The sequence below is a fragment of the Cupriavidus sp. 2SB genome (assembly GCF_005503625.1).
In the GTDB taxonomy this organism is placed as follows: Bacteria; Pseudomonadota; Gammaproteobacteria; order Burkholderiales; family Burkholderiaceae; genus Cupriavidus.
This window is the reverse complement of sequence record NZ_SCMX01000019.1, coordinates 1-25,494: the sequence shown is the minus strand read 5'-3', so window position 1 is coordinate 25,494 and position 25,494 is coordinate 1. Positions and strand designations below refer to the sequence as shown.

Here is a 25,494-nt window from a genome sequence, read left to right as displayed (position 1 = left end):
AGCGCGACATGCCACAGTCCCATCCGAAGTTCGTGATCCTCGACCGCGACGGCGTGGTCAATCTCGACAGCGACCAGTTCATCAAGACGCCCGATGAATGGGTGCCGATCGAGGGCAGCCTCGAGGCGATTGCCGCGCTGAACCAGGCGGGCTATCGCGTGGTGATCGCGAGCAACCAGTCGGGCATCGGCCGCGGCCTGTTCGAGATGAGCGCGCTCAATGCCATGCACGAAAAGATGTACAAGGCACTGGCCAGCCTCGGTGGCCGTGTCGAGGCCATTTTCTTCTGCCCGCACACTGCCGCCGACAACTGCGATTGCCGCAAGCCCAAATCCGGGCTGTACGAGCAGATCGGCGAGCGGTTCGGTATCGAACTGCGCAATGTGCCGACCGTCGGCGATTCGCTGCGCGACCTCGAAGCCGGCGTCTCGGTAGGCTGCGTGCCGCACCTGGTGCGCACCGGCAAGGGCCTGCGCACGCTGGAGAAGGGCGGCCTGCCCGCCGCCACCCGCGTGCATGACGACCTGGCCGCGTTCGCGCGCTGGCTCGTCACGGAAGGCTCCCACAAGGTTGCCGCGCCTGCGCCGCAGCCTGCCCCCTGAATTTCCGGTTCCCATCGATGCTCTTCATCCGTTCCCTGATTTTCGCGCTGTACCTGCTGATCATCACGCCGCCGTATGCGTGCGCCTGCTTCATCGTCTTCCCGTTCGTCAACGCCGAGAAACGCTTCCGCTTCGTGCGTGGCTGGCCGGTGCTTGTCATCAGTGCCGCGCGCCTGATCTGTGGCATCAATTACCGCATCGAAGGCAAGGAAAAGATGCTGGCGATGCTCGACAAGCCCGTGGTGCTGCTCTCCAAGCACCAGTCCGCCTGGGAAACCATCGCCTACATGGCGCTGATGCCCAAGCCGCTGTGCTTCGTGTTCAAGCGCGAATTGCTGTTCGTGCCCTTCTTTGGCTGGGCGCTGGGCATGCTCAAGATGGTGCACATCAACCGCAAGGACGGCACGCGTGCATTTGCATCGGCAGCACGTCAGGGTCGCGAGCGCCTCAACGAAGGGGCTTGGATCATCATGTTCCCGGAAGGCACTCGCACGCCTTCGGGCATGCAGAAGCCCCGCTACAAGAGCGGCGGTGCACGCCTGGCCGTGGAAACCGGCGCATGGGTGTTTCCGATGGCGGTCAATTCGGGCCGCTGCTGGCCGCGCAACACGTTCCTGAAGTATCCGGGCACCATCACCATCTCCGTGGGCGATGCCATTCCTTCGGCCAACAAGACGGCCGACGTACTGAACCAGGAAGCCGAGGTGTGGATCGAAGCGGAGATGCGCCGTATCGACGCCGATAGTTATCGCCGGACCGCCGGCCAGGCCACCGCATGAAGCTGCTGCGGCCCTCTCCCGAGAATCCCCAGCTGGAACTGCCGCTGGCCGACGCGCCTGGGGCGGTCGCCACGCAGGAGCCATCGCTGCCGGAGGCGCATGGCCTTGCGCAGCCCGCCCTGCAGCCCGACCACGCCACGTGGCCGCCCGCGCAGCCGAACGCGCGGATGCTGCGGGTGGGCGAGCGCATCGTTCACTACGCACTCAAGCGGTCTGCCCGCCGCACGATCGGCTTTACCGTGGACGATCGCGGGTTGTCGATCACCGCGCCACGCTGGGTCACCCTGGGCGATGTGGAATCGGCCATCCTGGAGAAGCAGCGCTGGATCTTCGCCAAACTGGGCGAATGGCGCCACCGCGAGACCCGCCGCGTGCTGCCCACCGTGCAATGGCGCGACGGTGCGTCGCTGCCCTTCCTGGGCACGCCGATCACGCTGCGGCTGGATTCGCCGGCCTCCGTTCTGATGTTCGACGCGGAGACCCGCGTGCTGCATCTGGCGCTGCCGGCCCATGCCGACGATCAGCAGATCAAGGACCGCGTGCAGGGCTGGCTCCAGGCGCAGGCGCGCCGCCTGCTGGCAGAGCGGCTCGACATCTACGCAGACAAGCTCGGCGTGCGCCACACCGGTTTCGCGCTGACCTCGGCCGCCACACGCTGGGGCAGTTGTACGGCGGACGGCAAGATCCGCCTCAACTGGCGGCTCATGCATTTCCCGCTGTCGATGATCGACTATGTGGCCGCGCACGAACTGGCACACCTCAAGGAAATGAACCACGGCCCTCGCTTCTGGGAAACCGTTGAATCCATCTTCCCCGAGTTCCGCGACGCCCGCGCCGAGCTGCGCGCCCATCCGCCGGAACTGCTGCCAACGTTCTGAGGCGTCCGGGCGCAATCTGTCGGGGGGGACTAAAATGGCGGTCTCCGCTTTGACAACGACCTCACAGAGAAGGCCCCCATGCGACTCCTCCACACCATGCTGCGCGTTGGCGACTACCAGCGCTCGATCGATTTCTACACGCGCATCCTCGGCATGCAACTGCTGCGCGAGAGCGACAACCCCGAGTACAAGTACCGCCTGGCCTTTGTCGGCTACGGCCCGGAGAGCGAAACCGCGGTGCTGGAACTGACCTACAACTACGGCGTGGACAAGTACGACCTGGGTTCCGCCTACGGCCATATCGCGCTGGAAACGCCGAACGCAGCCGATGCCTGCGAGCGCATCCGCGCCGCTGGCGGCAAGGTCACGCGCGAAGCTGGCCCCGTCAAGGGCGGCACCACTGTCATCGCCTTCGTGGAAGACCCGGACGGCTACAAGATCGAACTCATCGAACGCAATTCCACGCGCGACGCTGCCCGTCCGTAAGCGCCCGGATCCATGGGCACGCAAACAATAACAAGGCGCCCGCTGGACAGCATGGCCATCGGATTGATGGTCCTGCTGTGCGCCGCATGGGGACTCCAGCAAGTTGTGATCAAGGTCACGGCGCCCTTGATGGGCGCCGTACTCCAGGCCGGCGTCCGCTCCGCCATCGCTGCGCTGCTCGTCTTCGCGTTTGCGGCATGGCGCCGTACCCCGCTTTGGGAACATGACGGCACCCTGCGGCCCGGCATCGTCGCCGGTTTGCTGTTCGGTGCGGAGTTCTTCTGCATCTTTGTCGGACTGGGCCACACCACCGCCTCGCGTATGGCCGTGTTCCTCTACACCGCACCGATCTTCACCGCGCTGGGGCTGCACCTCTTTGTTCCGGGCGAGCATTTGCAGCGCGGCCAGTGGCTGGGCGTGGTCATGGCGTTCTGCGGCATGGTGCTGGCCTTCGCCGATGGCATCGTCTCGTCGTCAGCGCAATCGTCCACACTGCTCGGCGATGCGCTGGGCGTAGTGGCTGGGGCGCTATGGGCGGCTACAACGATCGTGGTACGCGGCAGCAAACTGTCGCACGCACCGGCCAGCAAGACGCTGCTCTATCAGTTGACGGTCTCGGCCGTGCTGCTGCTCGTGATGGCCCTGGCGGCGGGGCAAGTGCATCGCGTGGAGGTCAACGGCTTTGTGGTGGCGAGCCTGTTCTACCAGTCGGTGCTCGTGGCGTTCGCCAGCTACCTGATCTGGTTCTGGCTGCTGCGCCAGTACCTGGCCTCGCGCCTCTCGGTCTTCTCGTTCCTGACCCCGCTGTTCGGCGTGGCATTTGGTGTGCTGCTGATGCACGACCAGGTGGGCGTGAGATTCGCCGTGGCGGCGGTGCTGGTATTGGGGGGGATTGTGCTGGTGAATCGGAAGGGATAGTTGTTGGCTCCCCTCTCCCATGGAGTGGGAGAGGGGTTGAGGGTGAGCGCTGGAGGTTCTGCTTGCCGACGTGCGGCAATTTGAACTGCTTGCCCTCTCCCCCGCCCCTCTCCCGCCTTGCGGGAGAGGGCAGAACACCGAAGGGAACATCCAAGTTTTACTTCGGAAACGAGAACATCCCCAGCGCCCCACGCACTTCGTCCAGCGTCTGCTGGGTCAGTTCGCGGGCTTCTTCGGTGCCCTTCTTGAGGATGTCGAAGACGTAGCCCGGGTCCTGCGCCAGCTGCTCGCGGCGCTCGCGCATCGGACGCAGCATTTCCTGCAGGATGCCTTCCACTCGGCGCTTGAGCACCATGTCGCCCAGGCCGCCGCGTCGGTAGTGGTCCTTGAGCGCCTGCACTTCCTCGACGTTCGGATCGAACGCGTCGAGGTAGGTGAACACGACATTGCCCTCGACCTGCCCCGGGTCGGACACCTTGAGGTGGTTCGGGTCGGTGTACATCTTCTGCACGGCCTCGCGGATCTGGTCCGGCGAGGCGCCGAGCGGAATCGAGTTACCCATCGACTTGCTCATCTTGGCCTTGCCATCCACGCCCGGCAGACGGCCATGCTTCGGGATCAGCGCGGTGGCTTCGGGCAGCACGTCGCGGCCAACCTGATGGTTGATGCGGCGCACGATCTCGTTGGTCTGCTCGATCAACGGGGCCTGGTCTTCACCCACCGGCACCAGCACGGCCTTGAAACCCGTGATGTCCGCAGCCTGCGACGCCGGGTAGCACAGGAAACCCGCCGGGATGTCACGGCCAAAGCCGCGCGCCTGGATCTCTTCCTTGATCGTCGGATTGCGTTCGAGACGCGAGACCGTGACGAAGTTGAGATACATCAGGGTCAGTTCGGCCAGTGCCGGCAGGTGCGACTGCACCGTGATCGTGGTCTTGGCCGGGTCGATGCCCACGGCCAGATAATCGAGCGCGACTTCCAGCACGTTGCGGCGCACCTTCTCCGGATCGTGCGCGTTGTCGGTCATCGCCTGCGTGTCGGCCAGCAGCACGTACTGCTTGTGCGTTTCCTGCAACTGCACGCGGCTCTTCAGGGACCCTACGAAGTGACCCAGGTGAAGCGGGCCGGTGGGGCGGTCGCCGGTCAGGATGACGGGACGCGTATCGGTCTTGGTCTGTTCGGTCATGGAGCGTCGCTCAAACTTCAAATTTAGGAAAACGAAAGACGTGGTCCGGCATCAAGCCGTGCCGCTTGCGCGCGGCGCGGCGCCATTGCCGACGATGCGCGCCAGTTCCACATACTCGGATACGGCAACTTCCTCCGCACGGCGGGTCAGGTCGAAGCCCAGCGCGTCGAAGTCCACCTGGTCACGCAGGAAAGACAGCGTGTTACGCAGCACCTTGCGGCGCTGCGAGAAGGCCGCGGTCACCACATCGCCCAGCACGTTGGCGTCGCAGGCCGGATACGGCGAGCGCAGCGTGCCATCCTCGCCGCGTGGCCACGGGATCATGCGCACCACGGCCGAATCGACCTTGGGCGGCGGGTTGAACGATGCCGGCGGCACGTCCAGCACGTGTTCCATGTGGTAGCGCACCTGCAGCATGATCGACAACCGCCCGAACGCCTTGCTGCCGGGCTCTGCAACCATGCGCTCGACCACTTCCTTCTGGAGCATGAAATGCTGATCGCGCACGTGATCGGCGAAATCCATCAGGTGGAACAGCAGCGGACTCGAAATGTTGTACGGCAGGTTGCCGACGATACGCAGCGCACGGCCCGGTTCCTGCAGCTTGCCGAAGTCGAAGGCCAGCGCATCGCCGGCATGCACCGTCAGGCGGTCTTCGTAGCGGCGACGGAGCCGTTCCACGAGATCACGATCCAGCTCGACGACCTGCATCGCAGGCAGACGTTCGAGCAGCGGGTCGGTCAGCGCGCCGAGGCCCGGCCCGATCTCGACGACGATGTCGTCCGGTTGCGGATCGATCGCGTTGACGATGCCGTAGATGATGCCGTCGTCGACCAGAAAATTCTGGCCGAACCGTTTGCGGGCCACATGGCCCTGATGCACGTTTGAACGCATAGGTCAGTGCCGGCCGCTGCCGGCGGACGCGCCGTTGCCGTGGCGTCCGCTGGCGTGGCCAGCCATGTTGATGGCACATCGGATGGCTTCGATCATGCTGCCGTGCTCGGCCCGGCCGCTACCGGCCAGGTCGAGTGCGGTGCCATGGTCCACCGAGGTGCGGATGAATGGCAGGCCCAGCGTGACATTGACGCCGTGGCCGAACGTGCCGTATTTCAGGGGCGCAAGGCCCTGGTCGTGGTACATCGCCAGCACGCAGTCGGCATCGCGCAGATGGCGCGGCTGGAACAGCGTGTCGGCGGGATAGGGGCCGCGTGCATCGATATCGGCATCGGCCGCCAGCTGCAGCGCAGGCACGATGACATCGATTTCCTCGCGCCCCATATGGCCCGATTCGCCCGCATGCGGATTCAGGCCCGTCACCAGGATGCGCGGCCGGGCGATGCCGAAATGGCGGCGCAGGTCGTGGTCGACGATGCGCAGCGTATCGATCAGCATCGGCACCGTCAGCGCATCGGGCACGGCGCGCAGCGGCAGGTGGGTAGTGGCGAGCGCTACGCGCAGCATGGCGTTGTCATGCGCCGGCTGCGGACCCGCCAGCATCATCACCACGCGCGGTACGCCCGCCTGCTCGGCCAGGTATTCGGTATGGCCGGTGAACGGCACACCGGCATCGTTGATCGTACTTTTCTGAACAGGCGCCGTGATCATGGCCGCATAGCGGCCGTCGCGCAGTCCGTCGATGGCGGCATCGAGCAGCGCCAGCACGTAGCGTCCGTTGCGCGCATCGAGGTGACCCGGTTCGCAGGCCACGCCAAGCGCGATGTCCTCCACCACGACATGGCCCTCGGCGAGGCGTCGCTGCCAGGCATGAGCCACGCCCAGAGCTTCTGCACGCGCCATGAGCAGGCGTGCATCTCCAAGCACATGAAAGCGGAGGCTGCCTCCGTTGCCGCTCCCCGCCCCGTGACCGTTCCCGGCCAGCTGCAGCAGGGCACCGATGGTGATATCGGGGCCGATGCCGGCGGGCTCGCCGGTGGTGATCGCCAGGGCAGGCGTTGCGGTCAGAGAGGCAGGGTCGGGCATGGCAGGGGCCGGCGCATCAGCGCTGGCGGTTGATCCGGTATTCGACGTAGGCGGCGCTGCGCAGTTGGCGCACCCAGTCATCATAGGCGGCGCGCAGCTTCTGCTCGCGAACTTCCGCACGGGCGAAGTCGCGCTGCTTCTCCGACGATACTTCGGTCTCGCGACGGTTTTCCACCTGAATCAGGTGAACGCCAAACTGCGACACGACCGGCTCGGAAATCTCGCCCGGACGCAGCCGGTTCATCGCTTGCTCGAACTCCGGCACCAGCTCGCCAGGAGAAATCCAGCCCAGTTCGCCGCCCTGCTGGGCCGAGCCATCCTGTGAATAGCGGCGCGCCGCATCGGCAAAGTCGCCGCCGTGCGTGATCCGGTCGCGGATGGTGGACATCTGGCGCTTGGCCTCTGCCTCGGGCATGTTCGGGCCAGTGCGGATCAGGATGTGGCGCACCTGCGTCTGGGTGATGCGGTCGGCCGCGGCCTGCTGCGGCGCCGCGCCCATGCGCTTGGACGCCAGCTTCAGCACATGGAAGCCGTTGGCCGATTCCACTACCTCCGGCACTACGCTGCCCGGTTGCAGGTCGACCACGGCATTCGCGAATTGCGCCGGCAGGCGTCCAATTTCGCGGAAGCCCATCGAGCCGCCCTGCGCCGCTTCCGGCGCGTCGGAGTTGGCGCGGGCCAGCGCCGCGAAGTCGGCGTTGCTGGCCTGTGCCTGCTTGAGCAGACCCTCGGCCTTGGCCTTGAGCTGCGCCTTCTGCGCCTCGGATGCGTCCTCGGGCACGCGCACCAGGATCTGCTGCACGTCGAACTCCGTCGGGCCGGTCGCCGCGCCCTGGCCGCCGCGCGCAGCGATGAAGTTGTCGATCTCGCCGTCGTACACCTGCACCTTCGAGTCCACCTCACGCTCGCGCAGGCGGATCACCTGCACCTGCTTGCGCAGTTCGTCGCGATACTTGGTCCAGCTCATGCCGCTGGATTCCACACGCATGCGCAAGTCGCCAGCAGACATCTTGTTCTGCTGCGCCACCGATTCGATGGCTCGGTCCACTTCCTGATCCGTCACCTTGATGCCGGCGTCTTGGGCAGCCTGCGTCTGCACACGCTCCATCACCAGGCGTTCGAGCACTTCGCCCAGCAGGTCCGCACGCGGCGGAACCTGGCGATTGGCCGTGCGCAACTGGTTCTCGATCTCGTCGGCACGGTCCAGCAGTTCACGGCGCGTGATCACACTGTTGTTGACGATGGCCACGACCTCGTCCACCAATTGCGAGCGTTTCTGGCCGGACTGCGGCTGCGGCACGCCCATCTGCGGCTGGCTCGGGGCAACGGTGTTCTGCGGCGCGGACGGCTGCATGAAGATGCCCTGTGTACGCGATCCGGAGCTGGAGCCCGGGGCACGCAACTGCGCGGCCGCCGGTGCGGCCAGTGTCACGAGGACAGCCGAAACCAGCAGGCGCTGCCAGGGGTTCAGGCGGGACAACACGGAGAAAGCTTGACGTTTCATCTTGGTCCGTCATTCATAGTGATCGTACGGTGTCGTAGGCACCGGCCGCGCGGTGGCAGGCTCGTAGCCCGGCACGTTGAGGCGCAGCATGTTCAGCGGGTTGGAACCCACTTTCGACAGCCCGCGGAATTCCACCTGCACAAAGAACCGGCCGGTGTATCCATTCGTGGTGTTGCGGAAGCGCTGGTAGACGAAACGTCCCACCCAGCAATCGGCCACATATTCCATGCCCGCCAGCGCATCCACAAGCTGGTTGGCAGACTGATCGTAGGCAACCCGGCCAATACCGTAGGTGCGCTGGGTAATCGGCCACTGGGCCGACATTTCCACCTGGTCGATGGCGGTATTGTCCGTGACCGACGTCGGGCGGCGATAGCGGTAGCCCACGTTCACCACCTTGCGCGATTCCGGACGCCACGCGAACGCCACGTTGGAGTAGTTGACGCGATTATCGTCGGGGTTCCACTGGATGCCCGCATCGAGATAGTAGCCACGGAACAGCTGGATCGTCGTGGCGGCCAGCAGGTCCGAATAGCTCGGCTTGTTGTCCGTCAGCGTGCCGCCAATCTGCACGCGCTGGCCGGTGAAGTCGATCCGTTGCGCAATCGTGCCGCGGAAGCGCTCCACGCCGGTATCGGCTTCGATCAGGCGCGTGGTCAGGCCCGCCGTCAGCTTGTTGTTGTCCGCGATCCGGTCGTTACCGCTGAACGGGTTCTCGGTGAAAATCTGGCCGTAGCTGAAGTCCGACTGCACGGTGTCGAACAGCGGGAACTGGCTCTGGTCGCGGAACGGCGTGTAGACGTAGAACAGGCGCGGTTCAAGCGTCTGGGTATAGTTCACGCCGAACAACCGGCTGATGCCCGGCGCCTCGCGCTCGAACGTCATGCCGGAGTCCAGGCTGACCGTCGGGATGGCACGGCTCATCGTGTTCGCCGCGCCCGTCGTGTTCGTCCCCACGTCCATGTCGTACTGGGCCGCGTTGAAGATCACCTTCGGCGTCACGTACCAGCCCGGCCGGACGATGGGGTAGCTGATGGTCGGCTGGAAGTACGCGCGCGAACCTTCGGGCTGCTGAATGCCGGTCGACGTCAGCGGGATGCGGAACCGCGTGTAGTCGGTGTCGATCGAGACATCGAAACCGCCAAAATCATAGCGGGTGTACCTCGCGTTGAGCTGCGGTTCGCGTTCGTACGACGGCTCGCTGGGGCGTAGCGTCTGGAACTTCTGCACACGCGCCATGAACGTCCAGTAGTTCCAGCTATAGATCACGCCGCCTTCCTGCGTGTACTGGCGCAGGGTGGATTGCGAGACGGTGCGCGTCAGGTCGTCCGGATACTGGTCGTCCGATACCTTGCTCACGTTGGCGTACGCGGTCAGGCCCGGCAGTATCTGCTGGGAGTGCTGGAACGAATACGCCCAGCGATTCCGGCCTGCCTTCTTGTCGTCGGGCAGGAACTCGGCACGCAACCGGCCACTGTAGCCGTTGCCCAGATACCGGAAATCGCCACCCAGCTGCACGCCTCGCGACGACAGCAGACGCGGATAGATCGTCAGGTCGCGGTTTGGCGCAAGGTTGAAGTAGTACGGCACGGTCAGGTCGAGCCCCGACTTGGAGCTGTAGCCCATCAGCGGCGGCAGCACCCCGCTGCGGCGTTCGTCGTTCAGCGGAAACGAGAACGCCGGGGCACCCGCCACGGGCACGCCAAAGAAATGCAGTACGCCACCATAGGCCGTACCCACCTCGCGGTCGCTGTCGAGATCGAGCTTGGAGGCGCTGAAGTACCAGTCCGCGTTGTCGGGCGAACAGGTCGTGTAGGTCGCCTTCTTGAGGGTACTGCGGTCCGGATCCAGGAAATCGATGCGCTCGGCACTGCCGGCGCCGCCCGTCTGCTGGAAATAGTAATCCGGCGAGAGCATGTGGCCTTCGTTGGCCTGTATCCGCATCCGCGCCTCGGGGCCCACGGCCAGCGTGCCGCTCTGCGACATCCGCACATTGCCCGTGGCATACGCCTCGTCGGTGTCCTGGTCGTAGGTCAGCTTGTCGCCCTTGACCACGGCGCCGTCGCGGCGCAGTTCGGCGTTGCCCTCGAGTTCGACGCCTTTCTCGTTGTAGCCCGTCATCCGGTCACCGGAGATGTAGGCCGGCGCATCAGGATTGGCAGGTTTGGAACTCTGTGCCCCACCCAGCGGGCTGTTACCGGAGGTAGCAGCCTTCGGGGCTGGCTCGGCCAGGCGCGGCACCAGTTCACCTGATTCAGGCTGGGGCGCGGAGTCCGGTGCCCGCGTGAACGTCGGCGCGGAAAGATCGATGTCGGGGATCGCCGACGCCGCGCCATACTGGGCGTACGCGTGGACCGATAGGCCGGCCATGGCCAGCACGAGCGGTCGCAGGGCGCTGGCAGGCACGCGGACGCGCCGAGGCATTCCCTCTGGCGCGGGCGGTCGGGTGGCCGGATGATGCGGTGATCGTCGTTGTTCGGTCATGCAAACGGTTGTCGGTCGGCTCGGCAACGGGCGCGGGGCGGGACAGAAACAATGCGGTCCCGTACCCCGCCGGCCCAATGCCTGAGCGGGCTGCGGGGCACAAAGGCCCCTCCCGGGGGCCACCCGGCGCCCGGGTCTGGTCGGGTATTATACGGGGCATCCTATCCTCCCTTTCCGGCATGGCAGCACATATTGACGACCTGGGCCACGACCCACGCATCGAACAACTGAAATCGTGGGTAGCTGGCCTCGGCGACACATGGTCGATCGACCCGGCCTCGTGCGCCCCGGCATCCGCCGACGCGAGCTTCCGCCGCTATTTCCGCGTACGTACCGGAAACCCTGCGCACCCCACCGCCATCGTCATGGATGCGCCGCCGTCCCATGAGGATTGCCGCCCGTTCATCCACGTGGCGAAACTGTTCGGCGACGCCGGCGTGACCGTGCCCACCGTGCTGGCCCAGGACCTGGAACAGGGCTTCCTGCTGCTGGCCGATCTCGGCAACGAGACCTACCTGTCGCGCCTGGACGAGGCATCGGCCCGCCCGCTCTACGGCGACGCGGCCACGGCGCTGGTACGTATCCAGCTGGCGACGCGACCCGGCGAGCTGCCCGTCTACGACCGCGCCCTGCTGCAGCGCGAACTCGACCTGTTCCCCGAGTGGTACGTGGGCAAGCACCTCGGCGTGACACTCGACGCGCGCCAGCAGGCGGACCTGCGCGACGTCTTCGATGCGATCCTGGCCAACAACCTGGCCCAGCCGCAGGTCTACGTGCATCGCGACTACCACTCGCGCAACCTGATGGTGCTACCAGAAAACGCCAGCGTGGGCGGCAACCCAGGCATCCTCGATTTCCAGGACGCCGTGATCGGCCCCATCACCTATGACGCGGTGTCGCTCTGGCGCGATGCCTATATCGAGTGGGACGAAGAGCAGCAGCTCGACTGGTTGATCCGCTACTGGGAGCAGGCACGCCGCGCCGGCCTGCCCGTGGCCGCCGACTTCGGCGACTTCTATCGCGATTATGAGTGGATGGGCCTGCAGCGGCACCTCAAGGTGCTCGGCATATTTGCCCGCCTGTATCACCGCGACGGCAAGGACGGCTACCTGGCCAACCTGCCACTGGTGCTCAAGTACACGCGCAACGTCGCCGGCCGGTATTCCGAGCTGCGCAAGCTCGTGCGTCTCCTCGATGCCCTGGAAGGCACCGACCGCCCTACCGGCCTGACGTTCTAGGCCGTGGCAAATCCATCTGACTCACCCGGAAACACCGAGATCACGCGCAGCGGCGAGTGGTGGGCCGGCGTACGCGCGCTGGCCCCGATGCTGCTGGGCGTGGTGCCATTCGGCCTGATCTATGGGGTGCTGGCAGTCAACGCTGGCATGCCCGCCTGGCTGGCCTGTGCGATGAGCGCCGTGGTGTTTGGCGGCGCCTCGCAGATGATCCTGACGCAGCTCTGGTCCGCCGGCACGCCGGCGCTGGTGATCGCCTTCACCGTGGCAATGGTCAACCTGCGCCACGCACTGTACTCGGCCACGATCGCACCCTCGCTGGCACCGCTGCCGCGCCGCTGGAAGGCGCTGATTGCCTACCTGCTGACCGACGAGGCGTTTGCCGCGATGACGCGCCGGCTCGGCGATACTGGCCCGCGCGCGAAGTATCGCCACTGGTTCTATTTCGGTGCGGGCTTCTCGCTCTGGGCAAGCTGGCAGATTTCCACGCTGGCGGGCGTGCTCGTGGGCGCCCAGGTGCCGCGCGACTGGCCGCTCGATTTCTTCCTGCCGCTGACGTTTATCGCGATCATCGTGCCGAACCTCAAACACCGCGCACAGGTGGCCGCTGCACTGGTGGCCACGGCCCTGGCCGTCGCCTGCTACGCGATGCCGCACAAGCTCGGCATCATGGCGGCAGCACTGGGCGGCATCGCTGCGGGCATGATGCTGCTGGGTCGTGACCGCCACGGACGCGGCCAGCCCGCCAGCGCCAACCGGGAGCCTGCCGCATGAGCACGATGACACTGCTGTGGGTATTCATCGGTGCGGGCATGGCCACGTTCCTGATACGCCTGTCGTTCATTGCCGTGGAAGGCCGTGTGCGACTGCCCGCGTGGTTCCGCACTGCGCTGCAGTTCGTGCCAGCCGCGATGCTGTCGGCGCTGATCGCCCCCGACCTGCTGATGCGCGACGGCGCCCTGTACCTCAGCCCGCTGAATGCGCGCCTGGTGGCAGGCCTTGTGGCCATCGTCATTGCCGCGCGCACGCGCAGCGTGGGCTGGACGATCGCCGGCGGCATGGCCGCACTGATCGCCATGGAGACCCTGATTTGAAAGCGATGATTTTTGCCGCCGGACGCGGCGATCGCATGCGTCCGTTGACGGACACCACACCCAAGCCGCTGCTGCCCGTGGGCGGCAAACCCCTGATCGTCTGGCAGATCGAGGCATTGGCCCGCGCCGGCGTGGCCGACATCGTCATCAACCACGCGTGGCTCGGTGCCCAGCTGGAATCCGCGCTGGGCGATGGTGCGCAGTTCGGCGTGCGCATCCACTGGTCCGCCGAAGGCACGGCGCTGGAGACCGCCGGGGGCATCGCACAGGCCCTGCCGTTGCTGGCTGCCGACGAGGGCGATGGCATCTTCCTGGCCGTCTCGGGCGACATCTTCTGCGATTTCGACTACCGCACGCTGCTGTCGCGCGCACGGGACATGACCGGTGCGGAGCGCCCCGGGATGCACCTTGTCATGGTGCCCAATCCGCCCTTTCACCCGCGCGGAGATTTCGTGCTGCGGGCGGATGGCAGGCTGGCGCTGCCCGATGTCTATGGGAAGGCCAATGGCGAGGCACTGACCTTCGGCAATATCGGCCTGTACGACACGCGATTGTTCCGCGATATCTTGCCCGGCCAGAAGGTGGCGATGACACCGTACTACCGCGCAGCGATTGCCGACGGCCGCGCCAGCGGCGAGCGTTTCGACGGCCGCTGGGAAAACGTGGGCACCCCCGAGCAACTGGCCTCGCTCGACCGTGCATTGCGCGCCTGAAGCCCTCCGGGGTGCCGGTTTGCCCACATGCCAGGCACGCACGGCGAGCCGACGGGTTTAGAATCGGCACATTCCCTCAACAGACCTGTTCCGGCCTCCCGCCGGCATTCCTCCATGTCCGCACACGAATCCGCTGATTTCGCAGTTTCCGGCGCGTGCCGCGACCGCCGTGCCCGCGTGCTGCAACACCTGCGCCGCAACGGCGGCGGCGTGGCCATCGTGCCGACCGCGCCGGAAGCCATGCGCAACCGCGACAGCGACTATCCGTACCGGCACGACAGCTATTTCTATTACCTGACCGGCTTCACCGAGCCCGAGGCCGTGCTGGTGCTGGTGGCGGGCGCACCGGGCGACACTGGCGAGCAGGGCCGCGACCGCAGCATCCTGTTCTGCCGCCCCAAGCACGAGGAACGCGAGATCTGGGACGGTTTCCGCTACGGTCCCGAGGGTGCGCTCGCCGCGTTTGGATTCGACGAGGCCTATTCGGTCGAAGAGATCGACAAGCTGCTGCCGCCGCTGCTTGCCAATCGCGCGCAGCTCGCCTATCCGCTGGCCGCGAATACCGAGATCGACATCAACGTGCGCCGCTGGCTCGATGCGGTGCGCATGCAGGGCCGCGCCGGTGTCTCGGCACCTTCGGTCGCCGTCGATGTGCGCACGCTGCTCGACGAGATGCGCCTGTTCAAGGATGCCGGCGAAGTGGCCACCATGCGCCGCGCCGCCGAGATCTCCGCCCAGGCCCACGTGCGCGCCATGCAGACGTCCCGCGCCGGCCTGCGCGAGTACCACCTCGAAGCCGAGCTGCTGTATGAATTTCGTCGTCACGGCGCGCAGAGCGTGGCGTACAACTCGATCGTCGCCACGGGCGCCAATGCCTGCGTGCTGCACTACCGCGCCGGCCCGGCGGAACTGCGCGACGGCGACCTGTGCCTGATCGATGCGGGCTGCGAGTTCGATGGCTACGCATCGGACATCACGCGCACGTTCCCGGTCTCGGGACGCTTCACGCCGGCCCAGCGCGAACTGTACGACCTCGTGCTGGCCGCGCAGGAAGCGGCCATTGCCGAGACGCGCGCCGGCGTGCCGTACAACGTGCCGCACGACGCGGCCGTGAAGGTGCTGGCGCAGGGCATGCTCGATACGGGCCTGCTCGACCGCAACAAGGAAGGCACGCTCGACGACGTGCTGGCCAGCGGCAGCTATCGCCGCTTCTACATGCACCGCACGGGCCACTGGCTCGGCATGGACGTGCACGATGTGGGCGAGTACCGCGTGCCCGGCCCATTGCCTGCCGGCCAGGAAGGCGAGCGCCCGTGGCGCCCGCTGGAGGCCGGCATGGTGTTGACCATCGAGCCGGGCATCTATGTGCGCCCGGCCGAAGACGTGCCCGAACGCTACTGGCATATCGGCATCCGTATCGAGGATGACGCCGTGGTGACGGCGGGCGAATGTGAACTGATCACGCGCGGGGTGCCTGTGAAGGCAGACGAAATCGAGGCACTGATGCGCGGCAACGGAGGACCGTCGCGATGAAGGCATTGTTGAGCAAACTGTTCGGTGTGGGGACCACGCGGCATCGCAGCACCGTGCAACACGTGGACCCGAACGAACCGTTCGTCGTGAACCTGCATGACGACCGCGTGGTCGTGCATCGCCCCGATGGTCAGCGCGAGGAACTGGCATGGGACGCACTGGAGCGCGTGGTCATCCGCGTCTCGGACCGCGAACCCTGGGCTGGCAAGCCGTGGCTGATCCTGGCCGGCGACGCCGAAAGCCAGCAGGGCTGCGTGGTGCCGATGGCCGCGGCAAACTTTGACGCGCTGCTGCAGCGACTGCGGCAACTGCCCGGTTTCCACGAGCAGAAATTAGAGAACGCGCTGCGCGATGCCGAGGCCGGCAAGAAGCGCACCGACGCCAATCTCTGGAAGCGCGGCGAAGCGGCACAAGCCGAGACCGCGCCGGCACAGGAGGCAGCCAGCCATGACACAGCAGGGCAACCCTGATCTGCAAGGTAGCGCGGCGGCAACAACGGCGCCGCGCGACATCGTCATCGTCGGCAGTGGCCCCGTGGGGCTGGCCCTGGCCGGGCAACTGCTGCGCTGCACGCCGTTCCGCATCACGCTGATCGATGCCGCCACGCCCGCACGCGCGGCGCGCGATCCGCGTGCCATTGCGCTGTCGCACGGCAGCCGCCAGTTGCTCGAACAGATTGGCGCATGGCCGGTGCCGGCGCAGGCCATCGAACACATCCACGTTTCGCAGCGGGGGCGCTTTGGCCACCTGAAACTGCACCGCGACGACTACGACGTGCCCGCGCTCGGCTACGTGGTCAAGTATGGCGACCTGTGCCAGACGCTGGAACGTGCGCTGGCTCGCGCGGCCGACGCGGCACCGGGTCGCCTGGAACGCGTGTTCGAAACCCGCATCGACAATATCGGACCCGATGGCGACGACGCCGTCACCCTGACCGGCACAGCCCACGCCGATCACGATGGCCTGCCGGTGCGTTACGCCGCCCGGCTGGCGATTCAGGCCGAGGGGGGTCTGTTCCATCAGCAGGCCCAGCGGCTGGCGCGGGGCACCGAAACTACGCGGCGGCGCGACTATGGTCAGACGGCCATCATCGGCCATGTGACGTGTACACAGCCGCAGCCCGGATGGGCCTGGGAGCGATTCACCGAGGAAGGTCCGCTGGCCCTTCTGCCGCATGAGGAGCATGGCGCTTCGGGCTACGCGCTGGTGTGGTGTTGCGCGCCGGAAGAGGCACAGCGGCGACTGGCACTGTCAGATGAGGAGTTTGCCGAGGAACTGGGCCGCGCCTTTGGCACACGCATGGGCCGTTTCGCGCTCGCCGGCAAGCGCCACGCCTTCCCGCTCGGCCTGAACGCGGCGCCTGTGACGGTCAGTGGCCGGGTTGTCGCAGTCGGCAATGCGGCGCAGACGTTGCATCCGGTGGCCGGCCAAGGTCTGAATCTGGGATTGCGCGATGCCTTCGCGCTGGCCGATTCCCTGCGCGCCGGCTGCACGCCCGAAGCTTTGCAGGCGTTTGCCAGCCGTCATCGTGTAGATCGGGCCATGACCATCGGTATCACGGACTTTCTGCCGCGCGTATTCGGCGTGGGCGGGCCGCTTGCTGCGCATGCACGCGGTGCATCGCTGGCCGCTTTGGCCTGTCTGGCGCCGATCAAGCACTCGTTGGCGCGCCACATGATGTTTGGCGCGCGCCGCTAGGCACCGTTCGACGGTCGTTAGACGGCCGCCTCCATGATATTTGCTCATTTATTGAGCAATAGCGCCGGATTAGCGGTAAAATCCCGGCCTCGCACATGACCCCGACTTGGCCGGCCCACAGGGCCGGCAGGGGCATGTTTTCGCTCCCCATTCGCCTGTCACTCAGGTCCAACGCCCCAGCCCGACACCGTGCAGATCGGTCCGCATACCCTTCGAAACAACCTCTTTGTCGCCCCGATGGCCGGGGTGACCGACCGGCCATTCCGGCAGCTGTGCAAGCAGCTCGGGGCGGGTTACGCGGTGTCGGAGATGGTGGCGTCCAATGCACAGCTCTGGAAGAGCGAGAAGACCATGCGCCGCGCCAATCACGCCGGCGAGGTGGAACCGATCTCCGTGCAGATTGCCGGCGCGGAGCCATCGATGATGGCCGAGGCGGCCCGCTACAACGTGGATCGCGGCGCGCAGATCATCGATATCAACATGGGCTGCCCGGCGAAGAAGGTCTGCAACGTGGCGGCCGGTTCCGCGCTGCTGCAGAACGAGCCGCTCGTGGTGCGCATCGTCGAAGCCGTGGTGGGCGCCGTGGGCGACCGCGTGCCGGTTACGCTGAAGATCCGCACCGGCTGGGACCGCGAGCACAAGAATGCCCCGCGCGTGGCACGCATGGCCGAGGATGCCGGTATCAGCATGCTGACGATCCACGGCCGCACGCGCGCCGACCTGTACCACGGCGACGCCGAGTACGAGACCATCGCCGCCGTGAAGGCCGCGCTGAAGATCCCGGTGGTGGCCAACGGCGATATCACGACGCCGCAGAAAGCCAAGCATGTGCTGGCCGTGACCGGCGCCGATGCCATCATGATCGGCCGTGCCGCACAGGGCCGCCCGTGGCTGTTCCGCGAGATCGAGCACTACCTGAAGACGGGCGAACTGCTGCCATCGCCCGAGGTGGCCGAGATCCGCGCGATCATGAACCACCACCTGGAAGATCACTACGCGTTCTACGGCGAATTCACGGGCGTGCGCACCGCGCGCAAGCACATCGCCTGGTACACGCGGGGGCTGAAGGGCGCGAATCTGTTCCGGCACAAGATGAACACGCTGGAAACTACCGCCGCGCAACTGGAAGCGGTCAACGCGTTCTTCGACGAACAGGCGGCGATTTCCGATCGACTGATCTATATCGACGAGAATGCCGGTGATAGCGCGGGCGCGACGGACGAAGAAAAAGAACTGAACAACAACAAGAAACGGGAACTGCTTGCCGCATGAGCCGCAATGCCATCGACCAATGTATCCGGGACAGCCTGGATACGTACTTTCGCGACCTGGACGGCGAAGAGCCGTCCAACATGTACAACATGGTGCTGGAGGCCGTCGAGCGGCCCCTGCTGGAAGCCGTGATGCTGCGCGCCGAGCGCAACCAGTCACTGGCGGCCGCATATCTCGGCATCAACCGCAACACCCTCCGCAAGAAGTTGCAGCAACACGGATTACTTTGAAGCGTCTCCCCCAGCCATGATCAAGCAAGCACTCCTCTCCGTTTCCGACAAGACCGGCATCGTCGAATTCGCGCGTGAACTGAACGCGCTCGGCGTCACGCTGCTTTCCACCGGCGGCACCGCCAAGCTGCTGGCCGATGCCGGCCTGCCGGTCACGGAAGTGGCCGACTACACCGGCTTCCCTGAAATGCTCGACGGCCGCGTGAAGACGCTGCACCCGAAGGTCCACGGCGGCATTCTGGCCCGCCGCGACCTGCCCGAGCACATGGCTGCCCTGGCCGAGCACAAGATCCCGACGATCGACCTGCTGGTGGTGAACCTGTACCCGTTCCAGCAGACCGTGGCCAAGGATGACTGCACGCTGCCGGACGCCATCGAGAACATCGACATCGGCGGCCCGACCATGCTGCGCTCGGCGGCCAAGAACCACCGCGACGTGACCGTGATCGTCGATCCCGTCGACTACGCCGTGGTGCTCGACGAAATGCGCGCCAACGCCAACAGCGTGGGCTACGACACCAACTTCCGCCTGGCCACCAAGGTGTTCGCGCACACGGCCCAGTACGACGGCGCGATCACCAACTACCTGACCAGCCTCGGCGCCGACAAGTCGCACCAGGGCCGCAGCAGCTACCCGCAGACCCTGAACCTGGCCTTCGAGAAGGTGCAGGAAATGCGCTACGGCGAGAACCCGCACCAGTCGGCCGCCTTCTATCGCGACCTCAAGGCTGTGGACGGTGCACTGGCCAACTACGTGCAACTGCAGGGCAAGGAACTGTCGTACAACAACATCGCCGATGCGGACGCCGCATGGGAATGCGTGAAGTCGTTCGAATCCACCGCCGGCGCCGCGTGCGTGATCATCAAGCACGCCAACCCGTGCGGCGTGGCCATTGGCGCCAATGCGCTGGAAGCCTACGACAAGGCGTTCAAGACCGATTCGACTTCGGCCTTCGGCGGCATCATCGCCTTCAACGTGGAACTGGACGAAGCCGCTGCACAAGCCGTGGCGAAGCAGTTCGTGGAAGTGCTGATCGCCCCGTCGTTCAGCACCGCTGCGCGCAACGTGTTTGCGGCCAAGCAGAACGTGCGCCTGCTGGAAATCCCGCTCGGCCGTGGCATGAACCAGTATGACCTGAAGCGCGTGGGCGGTGGCCTGCTGGTGCAGGGTCCGGATGCACGCAACGTGCAGCCGTCCGAACTCCGCGTGGTGACGCGCCGCCATCCGACGCCGAAGGAAATGGACGATCTGATGTTCGCCTGGCGCGTGGCCAAGTTCGTGAAGTCGAACGCCATCGTATTCTGCGGCAACGGCATGACGCTGGGCGTCGGCGCCGGCCAGATGAGCCGCGTGGACTCGGCCCGCATCGCCAGCATCAAGGCACAGAACGCCGGCTTGACGCTGGCCGGTTCGGCGGTGGCATCTGATGCATTCTTCCCGTTCCGTGACGGTCTGGACGTGGTGGTGGATGCCGGCGCCAGCGTGGTGATCCAGCCGGGTGGCTCGATGCGCGACGATGAAGTGATTGCTGCAGCTGATGAACGCGGGATTGCGATGGTGCTGACTGGCACGCGGCATTTCCGGCATTAAGACGTAGGCAAGGTCCGGCGCACTGGCGCTGGACACGCCTGCCCTCTCCCCCGGCCCCTCTCCCGCTTGCGGGAGAGGGGAGCAAACCAAAGGGAGAGGGAGCCCCTCTCGCGGCGTAATCCTCTACACTACGCCCATCCTCTTCCCTCCCCCGCTTCATGCGTATCCTCGGTATCGATCCCGGTTTGCGGACCACTGGCTTTGGCGTGCTGGAGAAGCACGGCAACAAGCTGGCCTATGTGGCATCGGGCACGATCCGCAGCAATGGCGACGAAAGCCTGCCGGAGCGTCTGAAGACGCTCTATGACGGGATTGCCGAGGTGGCGCGCACCTATGCGCCGGACTGCGCGGCTATCGAGAAGGTGTTCGTCAACGTCAATCCACAGTCGACGCTGATGCTGGGGCAGGCACGCGGTGCGGCAATTTGCGGACTCGTTGGACAGGGTCTGCCGGTATTCGAGTACACCGCTCTGCAATTGAAGGTGGCCGTGGTCGGCTATGGCCGTGCCAACAAGGAGCAGGTGCAGGAAATGGTGATGCGCCTGCTGGCGCTGTCGGGACGCCCGAGCAGCGATGCGGCCGATGCGCTCGGCGTGGCAATCTGCCATGCCAACGGCAGCAACACACTCGGCACGCTGGCCAACATGGCGCCAGAACTGGCCCGCAAGGGCATGCGCGTCAGGCGCGGACGGCTGGTGGGCTGACGACGGCTCAGGCTGTCCGTCAGGCTTACAATCGGGGCCTTGACCATGCAGGAAGCCCCCGGATGTCGTCTCTCTCGTCGCTCTTCTCGCTTCGTCTTTCACTGGCCGTCGCAACTGCCGCACTGATTGCCGGTTGCGCCACGGCTCCGCAAGCACCACGCACCGTTGCCCCAGCAGCCCCCACTCCTGTCTCTCCACCTACTGCCGCCGAGCCGGCCCCGAAGCCCCTTGTCATCGGCCATCGTGGCGCCAGTGCGCTGCGGCCCGAGCACACGCTGGCCTCGTACCAGAAGGCCATCGACGATGGTGCCGACATCATCGAGCCCGATCTCGTCGCCACGAAGGATGGGGTACTGGTGGCGCGCCACGAGAACGACATCACGGGCACGACCAACGTGGCCGAACTGCCGCAGTTTGCCGACCGCCGCCGCATCAAGGTCATCGACGGCGAACGGATCGACGGCTGGTTCACCGAAGACTTCACCCTTGCCGAGTTGAAGTCGATGCGCGCGCGGGAACGCATCCCGAAGCTGCGCCCCTACAACGCCAAGCTCGACGGCCAGTTCGAAGTCCCCACGTTCGACGAGATCCTCAAACTCGTGGAACAGGCGGCTGCCCGGCGTGGCAGCCCGATTGGCATCTATCCCGAACTGAAACATCCAAGCTACTTCCGCGGCATCGGCCTGCCGCTCGAAGAAAAACTCGCCGCAGCGCTGCAGGGCAATGCCTATGCGAAGACCGCGCCGGTGTACGTGCAATCGTTCGAAGTCGGCCCGCTGCGTACGATGAAGCGATTGCTTGGCGCGTCGATGCCGAACCTCAGGGTCGTGCAGTTGATCGGCAATCCGCGCAATCGTCCCGCTGACTGGCGACTGGCGGGCGACAGCCGCACCTATGCGTCGATGCTGACGCCGCTGGGCCTGCGCGAAGTGGCCACATATGCCAACGGCATCGGCCCCGAGAAAAGCCTGGTCATTCCGCGCGACGCACAAGGCAACCTCGCCGCGCCCACGGCGCTGGTCACGCATGCGCACGCGGCCGGGCTTATCGTGCATCCCTACACGTTCCGCCCCGAGAACAGTTTCCTGCCGAAATCCCTGCGCGCGCCCGGCGGCGATGCCACGCGCAACCCGGCCGGCATGGAGCGCGAAGTACAGGCATTCGTGGCAGCCGGGGTAGATGGCTTCTTCACGGATGACCCCGCGCTGGGCCGCAAGGCCATCGACGGACGATAACCCCCGCAAGGCGCGCTACAGATACCAGATACACTTGCGGCCAATCTTTCCTTTGTACCCATCATGATCGGACGCATCGCCGGCACCCTGCTTGAGAAGAACCCCCCGCATCTGCTGGTCGACTGCCACGGCGTCGGCTACGAGATCGATGTGCCGATGAGCACGTTCTACAACCTGCCCGCCGTCGGACAGCCCGTGACGCTGCTCACGCAGCAGATCATCCGCGAGGACGCGCACCTGCTGTTCGGCTTCGGCACGGCTACCGAGCGCAACACGTTCCGCGAACTGATCAAGATCACCGGCATCGGCGCACGCATGGCGCTGGCCGTGTTGTCAGGTCTGTCAGTGCCGGAACTGGCGCAGGCGATCACGGTGCAGGAAACGGGTCGGCTGACCAAGATCCCCGGCATCGGCAAGAAGACAGCCGAACGGCTGCTGCTCGAACTGAAAGGCAAGCTCGGTGCGGAACTGGGCCATGCGCCGGGTGCGACGCCGGTGTCCGACAACGCGTCCGATATCCTCAACGCCCTGCTGGCACTCGGCTACTCCGAGAAAGAGGCGGCACTGGCCGTCAAGCAGGTGCCTGCGGGCACGGGCGTGTCCGAAGGCATCAAGCTCGCGCTCAAGGCACTGTCCAAGGGTTGATGGCCGGAATCCGCCGCGCCCGCAGCGTAGAATGGCGCCATCCCGCATCTGACTTGCCATGATCGAAACCGATAAGCTGACCGGTGACCGCCCGCCCGAGCGCGTCATTGCCGCCACCCCCGCCTCGAAACAGGAAGAGGCGTTCGAGCGCGCCCTGCGTCCGAAGCTGCTCGACGAGTACGTGGGCCAGGAGAAAGTGCGCGGCCAGCTCGACATCTTCATGCACGCGGCCCGCAAGCGCCAGGAGGCGCTGGACCACGTGCTGCTGTTCGGCCCGCCGGGCCTTGGCAAGACCACGCTGGCCCACATCGTCGCCCGCGAAATGGGCGTGAACCTGCGCCAAACCTCCGGCCCGGTGCTGGAGCGTCCGGGTGACCTGGCCGCCCTGCTGACCAACCTCGAAGCCAACGACGTCCTCTTCATCGACGAAATCCATCGCCTGTCCCCGGTGGTGGAGGAAATCCTGTATCCGGCGCTCGAGGACTACCAGATCGACATCATGATCGGCGAAGGCCCTGCGGCCCGCTCCGTGAAGCTCGACCTGCAGCCGTTCACGCTGGTGGGCGCCACCACCCGCGCGGGCATGCTGACCAATCCGCTGCGCGATCGCTTTGGTATCGTGGCGCGGCTGGAGTTCTACACGCCCGAAGAACTGTCGCGCATCGTGACGCGCTCGGCGCATCTGCTCAACGCCGTGATCGAACCGGCCGGCGCACTGGAAATCGCGCGCCGCGCCCGGGGCACGCCCCGTATCGCCAACCGCCTGCTGCGCCGCGTGCGCGACTACGCCGAGGTGAAAAGCGACGGCACCATCACGCGCGAACTGGCCGATGCCGCGCTGGCGATGCTCGACGTGGACACGGTCGGTTTCGACCTGATGGACCGCAAGCTGCTGGAAGCCGTGCTGCACAAGTTCGATGGTGGCCCGGTGGGCGTGGACAACCTGGCCGCCGCCATCGGCGAGGCCCGCGACACCATCGAGGATGTGCTGGAGCCGTACATGATCCAGCAGGGATACCTGCAGCGCACGCCGCGCGGACGGGTGGCCACGGCGGCGGCCTATCGCCACTTCGGGCTGCCCTCGCCCCAGTCGTCACGCGACGGCGAGATTTTCGACGCCCCCTGAGGCGGTCTTGCATGCTGCCGGGTGGGCCGGCAGCCTACTGCTGCGCGCGCAGAATCCCCCATTTAAACGTTTTCGGGAACCATTAGAAATTTTTTCGAAGTGGATTGCCCCGCTATGCCCGCTTGTCCACAATGACTGCACCCGTTTTTACAAAAACGCGCCATGCGCGATAAGGACAGTCATGAAACAGCGAGCCAGCCGTAGTCTCTCCATGCTTTCCGCCGCAGCCTGCCTGGCCTTCACCATGGCCGGTGCTGCCCACGCGCAAAAACCGTCGACGACACCCGCGCCAATCGGCATCGCCGAAGAGGCCGTAGTCAGCGGCAAGGTCGTGGAAGTCGATCCGGACGCCAAGGGCATCCTCGTGCAGGGTCCGCGCGGCAACCTGGTGGCGCTGGTGGCGGGCGACGAAGCCAAGAACATCGGCAATGTCAAGAAGGGCGATATCGTCACGCTGACACGTGCTGCCGCCGTGGTCGCCGGGGTGGAGCCAGTGGGCAGCAAGGACACGGCCCTCATGGAACAGGTGGAGCGCACCTCCCGCGCCGCCGAAGGCGGCAAACCCGGCGTGATGCGCGAGATCACCACCACGGTGACCGCCGAGATCACCAACGTGGACGCTGCCAAGCGCACCATCACCTTCCGTGGCCCGCGCGAGACCCTGCGCACCGTCAAGGTCAGGGACCCCAATATCGATCTGGCCGGCATCAAGAAGGGCCAGATGGCCAAGATCGTCGTGAAGGAAGTCGTGGCCATCACCGTCAAGTCACCGAACGCCAGCTGATCCGCATGACGTGGCGGCCGGTTGCCGCCGACGCAGCACTTGTCCCACAGAGGAGAACAGGAAAATGGATCGACGTCAGTTTGTGACCCGCGTCGCCGGGTCGGGCCTGCTTGTGGCCACCGCCGGCTTTGCCGCCGGCTGCACGACCACGGGTCCCAGCACACCCACGGATGTAGCGGCGCGGCGCAAGGAGATCGATGAAGGCGCCGACGGCGCGCTGAATCGCCTCTACGCTTCGACGAGCAGTGCGAGGGATCTCGGCAACCGGGCACAGGGCATTCTGGTATTCCCGCGCGTGCTGGCGGGTGGCCTCGTGATCGGAGGCGAGTATGGCGATGGCGCGTTGCGCAGCAAGGGCGCGACGCAGGGCTACTACCGCACGATCTCGGGCACCATCGGCCTGACGGCTGGCGGCCAGTCGCGCTCGGTCATCATCATGTTCATGACACCGGAGGCGTACAACAAGTTCGTGCAGTCCAAGGGCTGGACCATTGGCGCAGATGCCAGCGTGGCCCTGGCCAAGATCGGTGCCAATGGCACCATCGACACCGTCACCATGCAGCAGCCGGTCATCGCCTTCGTGCAGACCAACGCGGGCCTGATGTTCGATGTGTCGCTGAACGGCTCGAAGATCAGCAAGCTCGATCTCTAGCCCCGTCGCCCTGCGGGGCAGCCTTGTGCAAGCGAAATCGCCCGGCTCCGGCCGGGCGTTCTGTTTTGGGCACGACCGTGGCGACGCGCTCGTGGCGCCACTGGCATAAGGACCAGACACAACCGCACGACACAAGTGCCGCCCCCGCCCCTCCCCACACCCCTT

The 25,494-nt window shown here is 65.8% G+C and carries 26 protein-coding genes; 21 read left to right on the top strand and 5 right to left on the bottom strand.

Annotated features, from left to right (window positions below):
- Window positions 1-8: 8 nt before the first annotated feature.
- The 5 genes from gmhB (at window position 9) to FFS21_RS11410 (ending at window position 3,663) form a co-directional block, all read left to right on the top strand.
- Window positions 9-602, top strand: a complete 594-nt coding sequence (gene gmhB / locus FFS21_RS11430; protein ID WP_137924961.1) for a D-glycero-beta-D-manno-heptose 1,7-bisphosphate 7-phosphatase — start codon at window positions 9-11, stop codon at window positions 600-602.
- Between the two features lie 17 nt (window positions 603-619).
- On the top strand, window positions 620-1,381 hold the full coding sequence (locus FFS21_RS11425) for a lysophospholipid acyltransferase family protein (RefSeq protein ID WP_137924960.1): 762 nt from the start codon (window positions 620-622) through the stop codon (window positions 1,379-1,381).
- Entirely contained in the window at window positions 1,378-2,259 is an 882-nt protein-coding gene (locus FFS21_RS11420; protein ID WP_137924959.1) for a M48 family metallopeptidase, read from the top strand. Before FFS21_RS11425 ends, FFS21_RS11420 begins: the two co-directional genes overlap by 4 nt.
- Before the next feature lie 78 nt (window positions 2,260-2,337).
- Window positions 2,338-2,745, top strand: coding sequence for a lactoylglutathione lyase (gloA, locus tag FFS21_RS11415; protein WP_137924958.1), 408 nt, complete (start codon window positions 2,338-2,340; stop codon window positions 2,743-2,745).
- Window positions 2,746-2,757: 12 nt separating this feature from the next.
- Complete coding sequence (locus FFS21_RS11410; RefSeq protein WP_137924957.1) at window positions 2,758-3,663, top strand: DMT family transporter; 906 nt, start codon at window positions 2,758-2,760, stop codon at window positions 3,661-3,663.
- Window positions 3,664-3,820: 157 nt separating this feature from the next.
- Here FFS21_RS11410 and trpS read toward each other — a convergent pair whose 3' ends face one another.
- From trpS to FFS21_RS11385, 5 genes are read right to left on the bottom strand one after another with little or no spacing between them, the layout of a single operon-like run.
- A complete protein-coding gene (trpS, locus tag FFS21_RS11405; protein ID WP_137924956.1) occupies window positions 3,821-4,849 on the bottom strand; it encodes a tryptophan--tRNA ligase in 1,029 nt (342 codons plus the stop codon).
- 51 nt (window positions 4,850-4,900) lie between these two features.
- A complete protein-coding gene (gene rsmA / locus FFS21_RS11400) occupies window positions 4,901-5,743 on the bottom strand; it encodes a 16S rRNA (adenine(1518)-N(6)/adenine(1519)-N(6))-dimethyltransferase RsmA (protein WP_137924955.1) in 843 nt (280 codons plus the stop codon).
- 3 nt (window positions 5,744-5,746) lie between these two features.
- Window positions 5,747-6,829, bottom strand: coding sequence for a 4-hydroxythreonine-4-phosphate dehydrogenase PdxA (pdxA, locus tag FFS21_RS11395; RefSeq protein WP_137924954.1), 1,083 nt, complete (start codon window positions 6,827-6,829; stop codon window positions 5,747-5,749).
- Between the two features lie 16 nt (window positions 6,830-6,845).
- On the bottom strand, window positions 6,846-8,333 hold the full coding sequence (locus FFS21_RS11390) for a peptidylprolyl isomerase (protein ID WP_137924953.1): 1,488 nt from the start codon (window positions 8,331-8,333) through the stop codon (window positions 6,846-6,848).
- A gap of 9 nt (window positions 8,334-8,342) precedes the next feature.
- The gene (locus tag FFS21_RS11385) at window positions 8,343-10,817 is read right to left on the bottom strand and encodes an LPS-assembly protein LptD (RefSeq protein WP_137924952.1); all 2,475 of its coding nucleotides are present in this window, start codon (window positions 10,815-10,817) and stop codon (window positions 8,343-8,345) included.
- Between the two features lie 179 nt (window positions 10,818-10,996).
- Here FFS21_RS11385 and FFS21_RS11380 point away from each other — a divergent pair, with 179 nt between their 5' ends.
- The 16 genes from FFS21_RS11380 to FFS21_RS11300 all read left to right on the top strand — a co-directional run bounded on the left by FFS21_RS11380 (window position 10,997) and on the right by FFS21_RS11300 (window position 25,329).
- The gene (locus tag FFS21_RS11380; protein ID WP_137924951.1) at window positions 10,997-12,055 is read left to right on the top strand and encodes an aminoglycoside phosphotransferase family protein; all 1,059 of its coding nucleotides are present in this window, start codon (window positions 10,997-10,999) and stop codon (window positions 12,053-12,055) included.
- 3 nt (window positions 12,056-12,058) lie between these two features.
- Complete coding sequence (locus FFS21_RS11375; protein ID WP_137924950.1) at window positions 12,059-12,826, top strand: AzlC family ABC transporter permease; 768 nt, start codon at window positions 12,059-12,061, stop codon at window positions 12,824-12,826.
- Window positions 12,823-13,146 (top strand): AzlD domain-containing protein, encoded by a 324-nt coding sequence (locus FFS21_RS11370; protein ID WP_137924949.1) that lies wholly within the window; start codon window positions 12,823-12,825, stop codon window positions 13,144-13,146. Before FFS21_RS11375 ends, FFS21_RS11370 begins: the two co-directional genes overlap by 4 nt.
- The gene (murU, locus tag FFS21_RS11365) at window positions 13,143-13,859 is read left to right on the top strand and encodes an N-acetylmuramate alpha-1-phosphate uridylyltransferase MurU (RefSeq protein ID WP_137924948.1); all 717 of its coding nucleotides are present in this window, start codon (window positions 13,143-13,145) and stop codon (window positions 13,857-13,859) included. Before FFS21_RS11370 ends, murU begins: the two co-directional genes overlap by 4 nt.
- 114 nt (window positions 13,860-13,973) lie before the next feature.
- The gene (locus tag FFS21_RS11360) at window positions 13,974-15,392 is read left to right on the top strand and encodes an aminopeptidase P N-terminal domain-containing protein (protein WP_137924947.1); all 1,419 of its coding nucleotides are present in this window, start codon (window positions 13,974-13,976) and stop codon (window positions 15,390-15,392) included.
- On the top strand, window positions 15,389-15,862 hold the full coding sequence (locus FFS21_RS11355) for a hypothetical protein (protein ID WP_137924946.1): 474 nt from the start codon (window positions 15,389-15,391) through the stop codon (window positions 15,860-15,862). The genes FFS21_RS11360 and FFS21_RS11355 overlap by 4 nt, the downstream gene beginning before the upstream one ends.
- Window positions 15,840-17,090, top strand: a complete 1,251-nt coding sequence (locus FFS21_RS11350) for a UbiH/UbiF/VisC/COQ6 family ubiquinone biosynthesis hydroxylase (RefSeq protein WP_137924945.1) — start codon at window positions 15,840-15,842, stop codon at window positions 17,088-17,090. The genes FFS21_RS11355 and FFS21_RS11350 overlap by 23 nt, the downstream gene beginning before the upstream one ends.
- A 189-nt stretch (window positions 17,091-17,279) precedes the next feature.
- On the top strand, window positions 17,280-18,362 hold the full coding sequence (gene dusB / locus FFS21_RS11345) for a tRNA dihydrouridine synthase DusB (protein WP_137924944.1): 1,083 nt from the start codon (window positions 17,280-17,282) through the stop codon (window positions 18,360-18,362).
- Window positions 18,359-18,592: a Fis family transcriptional regulator gene (locus tag FFS21_RS11340; RefSeq protein WP_066739474.1), complete on the top strand. Its 234-nt coding sequence runs from the start codon at window positions 18,359-18,361 to the stop codon at window positions 18,590-18,592. The genes dusB and FFS21_RS11340 overlap by 4 nt, the downstream gene beginning before the upstream one ends.
- 16 nt (window positions 18,593-18,608) lie before the next feature.
- A complete protein-coding gene (gene purH / locus FFS21_RS11335; protein WP_137924943.1) occupies window positions 18,609-20,183 on the top strand; it encodes a bifunctional phosphoribosylaminoimidazolecarboxamide formyltransferase/IMP cyclohydrolase in 1,575 nt (524 codons plus the stop codon).
- Window positions 20,184-20,341: 158 nt separating this feature from the next.
- On the top strand, window positions 20,342-20,887 hold the full coding sequence (gene ruvC / locus FFS21_RS11325) for a crossover junction endodeoxyribonuclease RuvC (RefSeq protein WP_137924942.1): 546 nt from the start codon (window positions 20,342-20,344) through the stop codon (window positions 20,885-20,887).
- A 62-nt stretch (window positions 20,888-20,949) separates the two neighbouring features.
- Complete coding sequence (locus FFS21_RS11320; RefSeq protein ID WP_137924941.1) at window positions 20,950-22,122, top strand: glycerophosphodiester phosphodiesterase; 1,173 nt, start codon at window positions 20,950-20,952, stop codon at window positions 22,120-22,122.
- 63 nt (window positions 22,123-22,185) lie between these two features.
- A complete protein-coding gene (ruvA, locus tag FFS21_RS11315; RefSeq protein ID WP_137924940.1) occupies window positions 22,186-22,767 on the top strand; it encodes a Holliday junction branch migration protein RuvA in 582 nt (193 codons plus the stop codon).
- Window positions 22,768-22,825: 58 nt separating this feature from the next.
- Window positions 22,826-23,893: a Holliday junction branch migration DNA helicase RuvB gene (ruvB, locus tag FFS21_RS11310; protein ID WP_137924939.1), complete on the top strand. Its 1,068-nt coding sequence runs from the start codon at window positions 22,826-22,828 to the stop codon at window positions 23,891-23,893.
- A 181-nt stretch (window positions 23,894-24,074) separates the two neighbouring features.
- Window positions 24,075-24,677, top strand: coding sequence for a hypothetical protein (locus tag FFS21_RS11305; protein ID WP_137924938.1), 603 nt, complete (start codon window positions 24,075-24,077; stop codon window positions 24,675-24,677).
- 64 nt (window positions 24,678-24,741) lie between these two features.
- Window positions 24,742-25,329 (top strand): BPSL1445 family SYLF domain-containing lipoprotein, encoded by a 588-nt coding sequence (locus tag FFS21_RS11300; protein WP_137924937.1) that lies wholly within the window; start codon window positions 24,742-24,744, stop codon window positions 25,327-25,329.
- Window positions 25,330-25,494: the final 165 nt, after the last annotated feature.

Coding starts and splice junctions, on each gene's coding strand:
- FFS21_RS11355 (WP_137924946.1), top strand. CDS start 15,389: ATGAAGGCATTGTTGAGCAAACTGTTCGGTGTGGGGACCACGCGGCAT.
- FFS21_RS11420 (WP_137924959.1), top strand. CDS start 1,378: ATGAAGCTGCTGCGGCCCTCTCCCGAGAATCCCCAGCTGGAACTGCCG.
- pdxA (WP_137924954.1), bottom strand. CDS start 6,829: ATGCCCGACCCTGCCTCTCTGACCGCAACGCCTGCCCTGGCGATCACC.
- ruvA (WP_137924940.1), top strand. CDS start 22,186: ATGATCGGACGCATCGCCGGCACCCTGCTTGAGAAGAACCCCCCGCAT.
- purH (WP_137924943.1), top strand. CDS start 18,609: ATGATCAAGCAAGCACTCCTCTCCGTTTCCGACAAGACCGGCATCGTC.
- FFS21_RS11340 (WP_066739474.1), top strand. CDS start 18,359: ATGAGCCGCAATGCCATCGACCAATGTATCCGGGACAGCCTGGATACG.
- FFS21_RS11380 (WP_137924951.1), top strand. CDS start 10,997: ATGGCAGCACATATTGACGACCTGGGCCACGACCCACGCATCGAACAA.
- rsmA (WP_137924955.1), bottom strand. CDS start 5,743: ATGCGTTCAAACGTGCATCAGGGCCATGTGGCCCGCAAACGGTTCGGC.
- FFS21_RS11390 (WP_137924953.1), bottom strand. CDS start 8,333: ATGAAACGTCAAGCTTTCTCCGTGTTGTCCCGCCTGAACCCCTGGCAG.
- FFS21_RS11410 (WP_137924957.1), top strand. CDS start 2,758: ATGGGCACGCAAACAATAACAAGGCGCCCGCTGGACAGCATGGCCATC.
- FFS21_RS11300 (WP_137924937.1), top strand. CDS start 24,742: ATGGATCGACGTCAGTTTGTGACCCGCGTCGCCGGGTCGGGCCTGCTT.
- FFS21_RS11320 (WP_137924941.1), top strand. CDS start 20,950: ATGTCGTCTCTCTCGTCGCTCTTCTCGCTTCGTCTTTCACTGGCCGTC.
- FFS21_RS11425 (WP_137924960.1), top strand. CDS start 620: ATGCTCTTCATCCGTTCCCTGATTTTCGCGCTGTACCTGCTGATCATC.
- ruvC (WP_137924942.1), top strand. CDS start 20,342: ATGCGTATCCTCGGTATCGATCCCGGTTTGCGGACCACTGGCTTTGGC.
- FFS21_RS11385 (WP_137924952.1), bottom strand. CDS start 10,817: ATGACCGAACAACGACGATCACCGCATCATCCGGCCACCCGACCGCCC.
- FFS21_RS11360 (WP_137924947.1), top strand. CDS start 13,974: ATGTCCGCACACGAATCCGCTGATTTCGCAGTTTCCGGCGCGTGCCGC.
- FFS21_RS11350 (WP_137924945.1), top strand. CDS start 15,840: ATGACACAGCAGGGCAACCCTGATCTGCAAGGTAGCGCGGCGGCAACA.
- gmhB (WP_137924961.1), top strand. CDS start 9: ATGCCACAGTCCCATCCGAAGTTCGTGATCCTCGACCGCGACGGCGTG.
- FFS21_RS11305 (WP_137924938.1), top strand. CDS start 24,075: ATGAAACAGCGAGCCAGCCGTAGTCTCTCCATGCTTTCCGCCGCAGCC.
- FFS21_RS11370 (WP_137924949.1), top strand. CDS start 12,823: ATGAGCACGATGACACTGCTGTGGGTATTCATCGGTGCGGGCATGGCC.
- trpS (WP_137924956.1), bottom strand. CDS start 4,849: ATGACCGAACAGACCAAGACCGATACGCGTCCCGTCATCCTGACCGGC.
- ruvB (WP_137924939.1), top strand. CDS start 22,826: ATGATCGAAACCGATAAGCTGACCGGTGACCGCCCGCCCGAGCGCGTC.
- gloA (WP_137924958.1), top strand. CDS start 2,338: ATGCGACTCCTCCACACCATGCTGCGCGTTGGCGACTACCAGCGCTCG.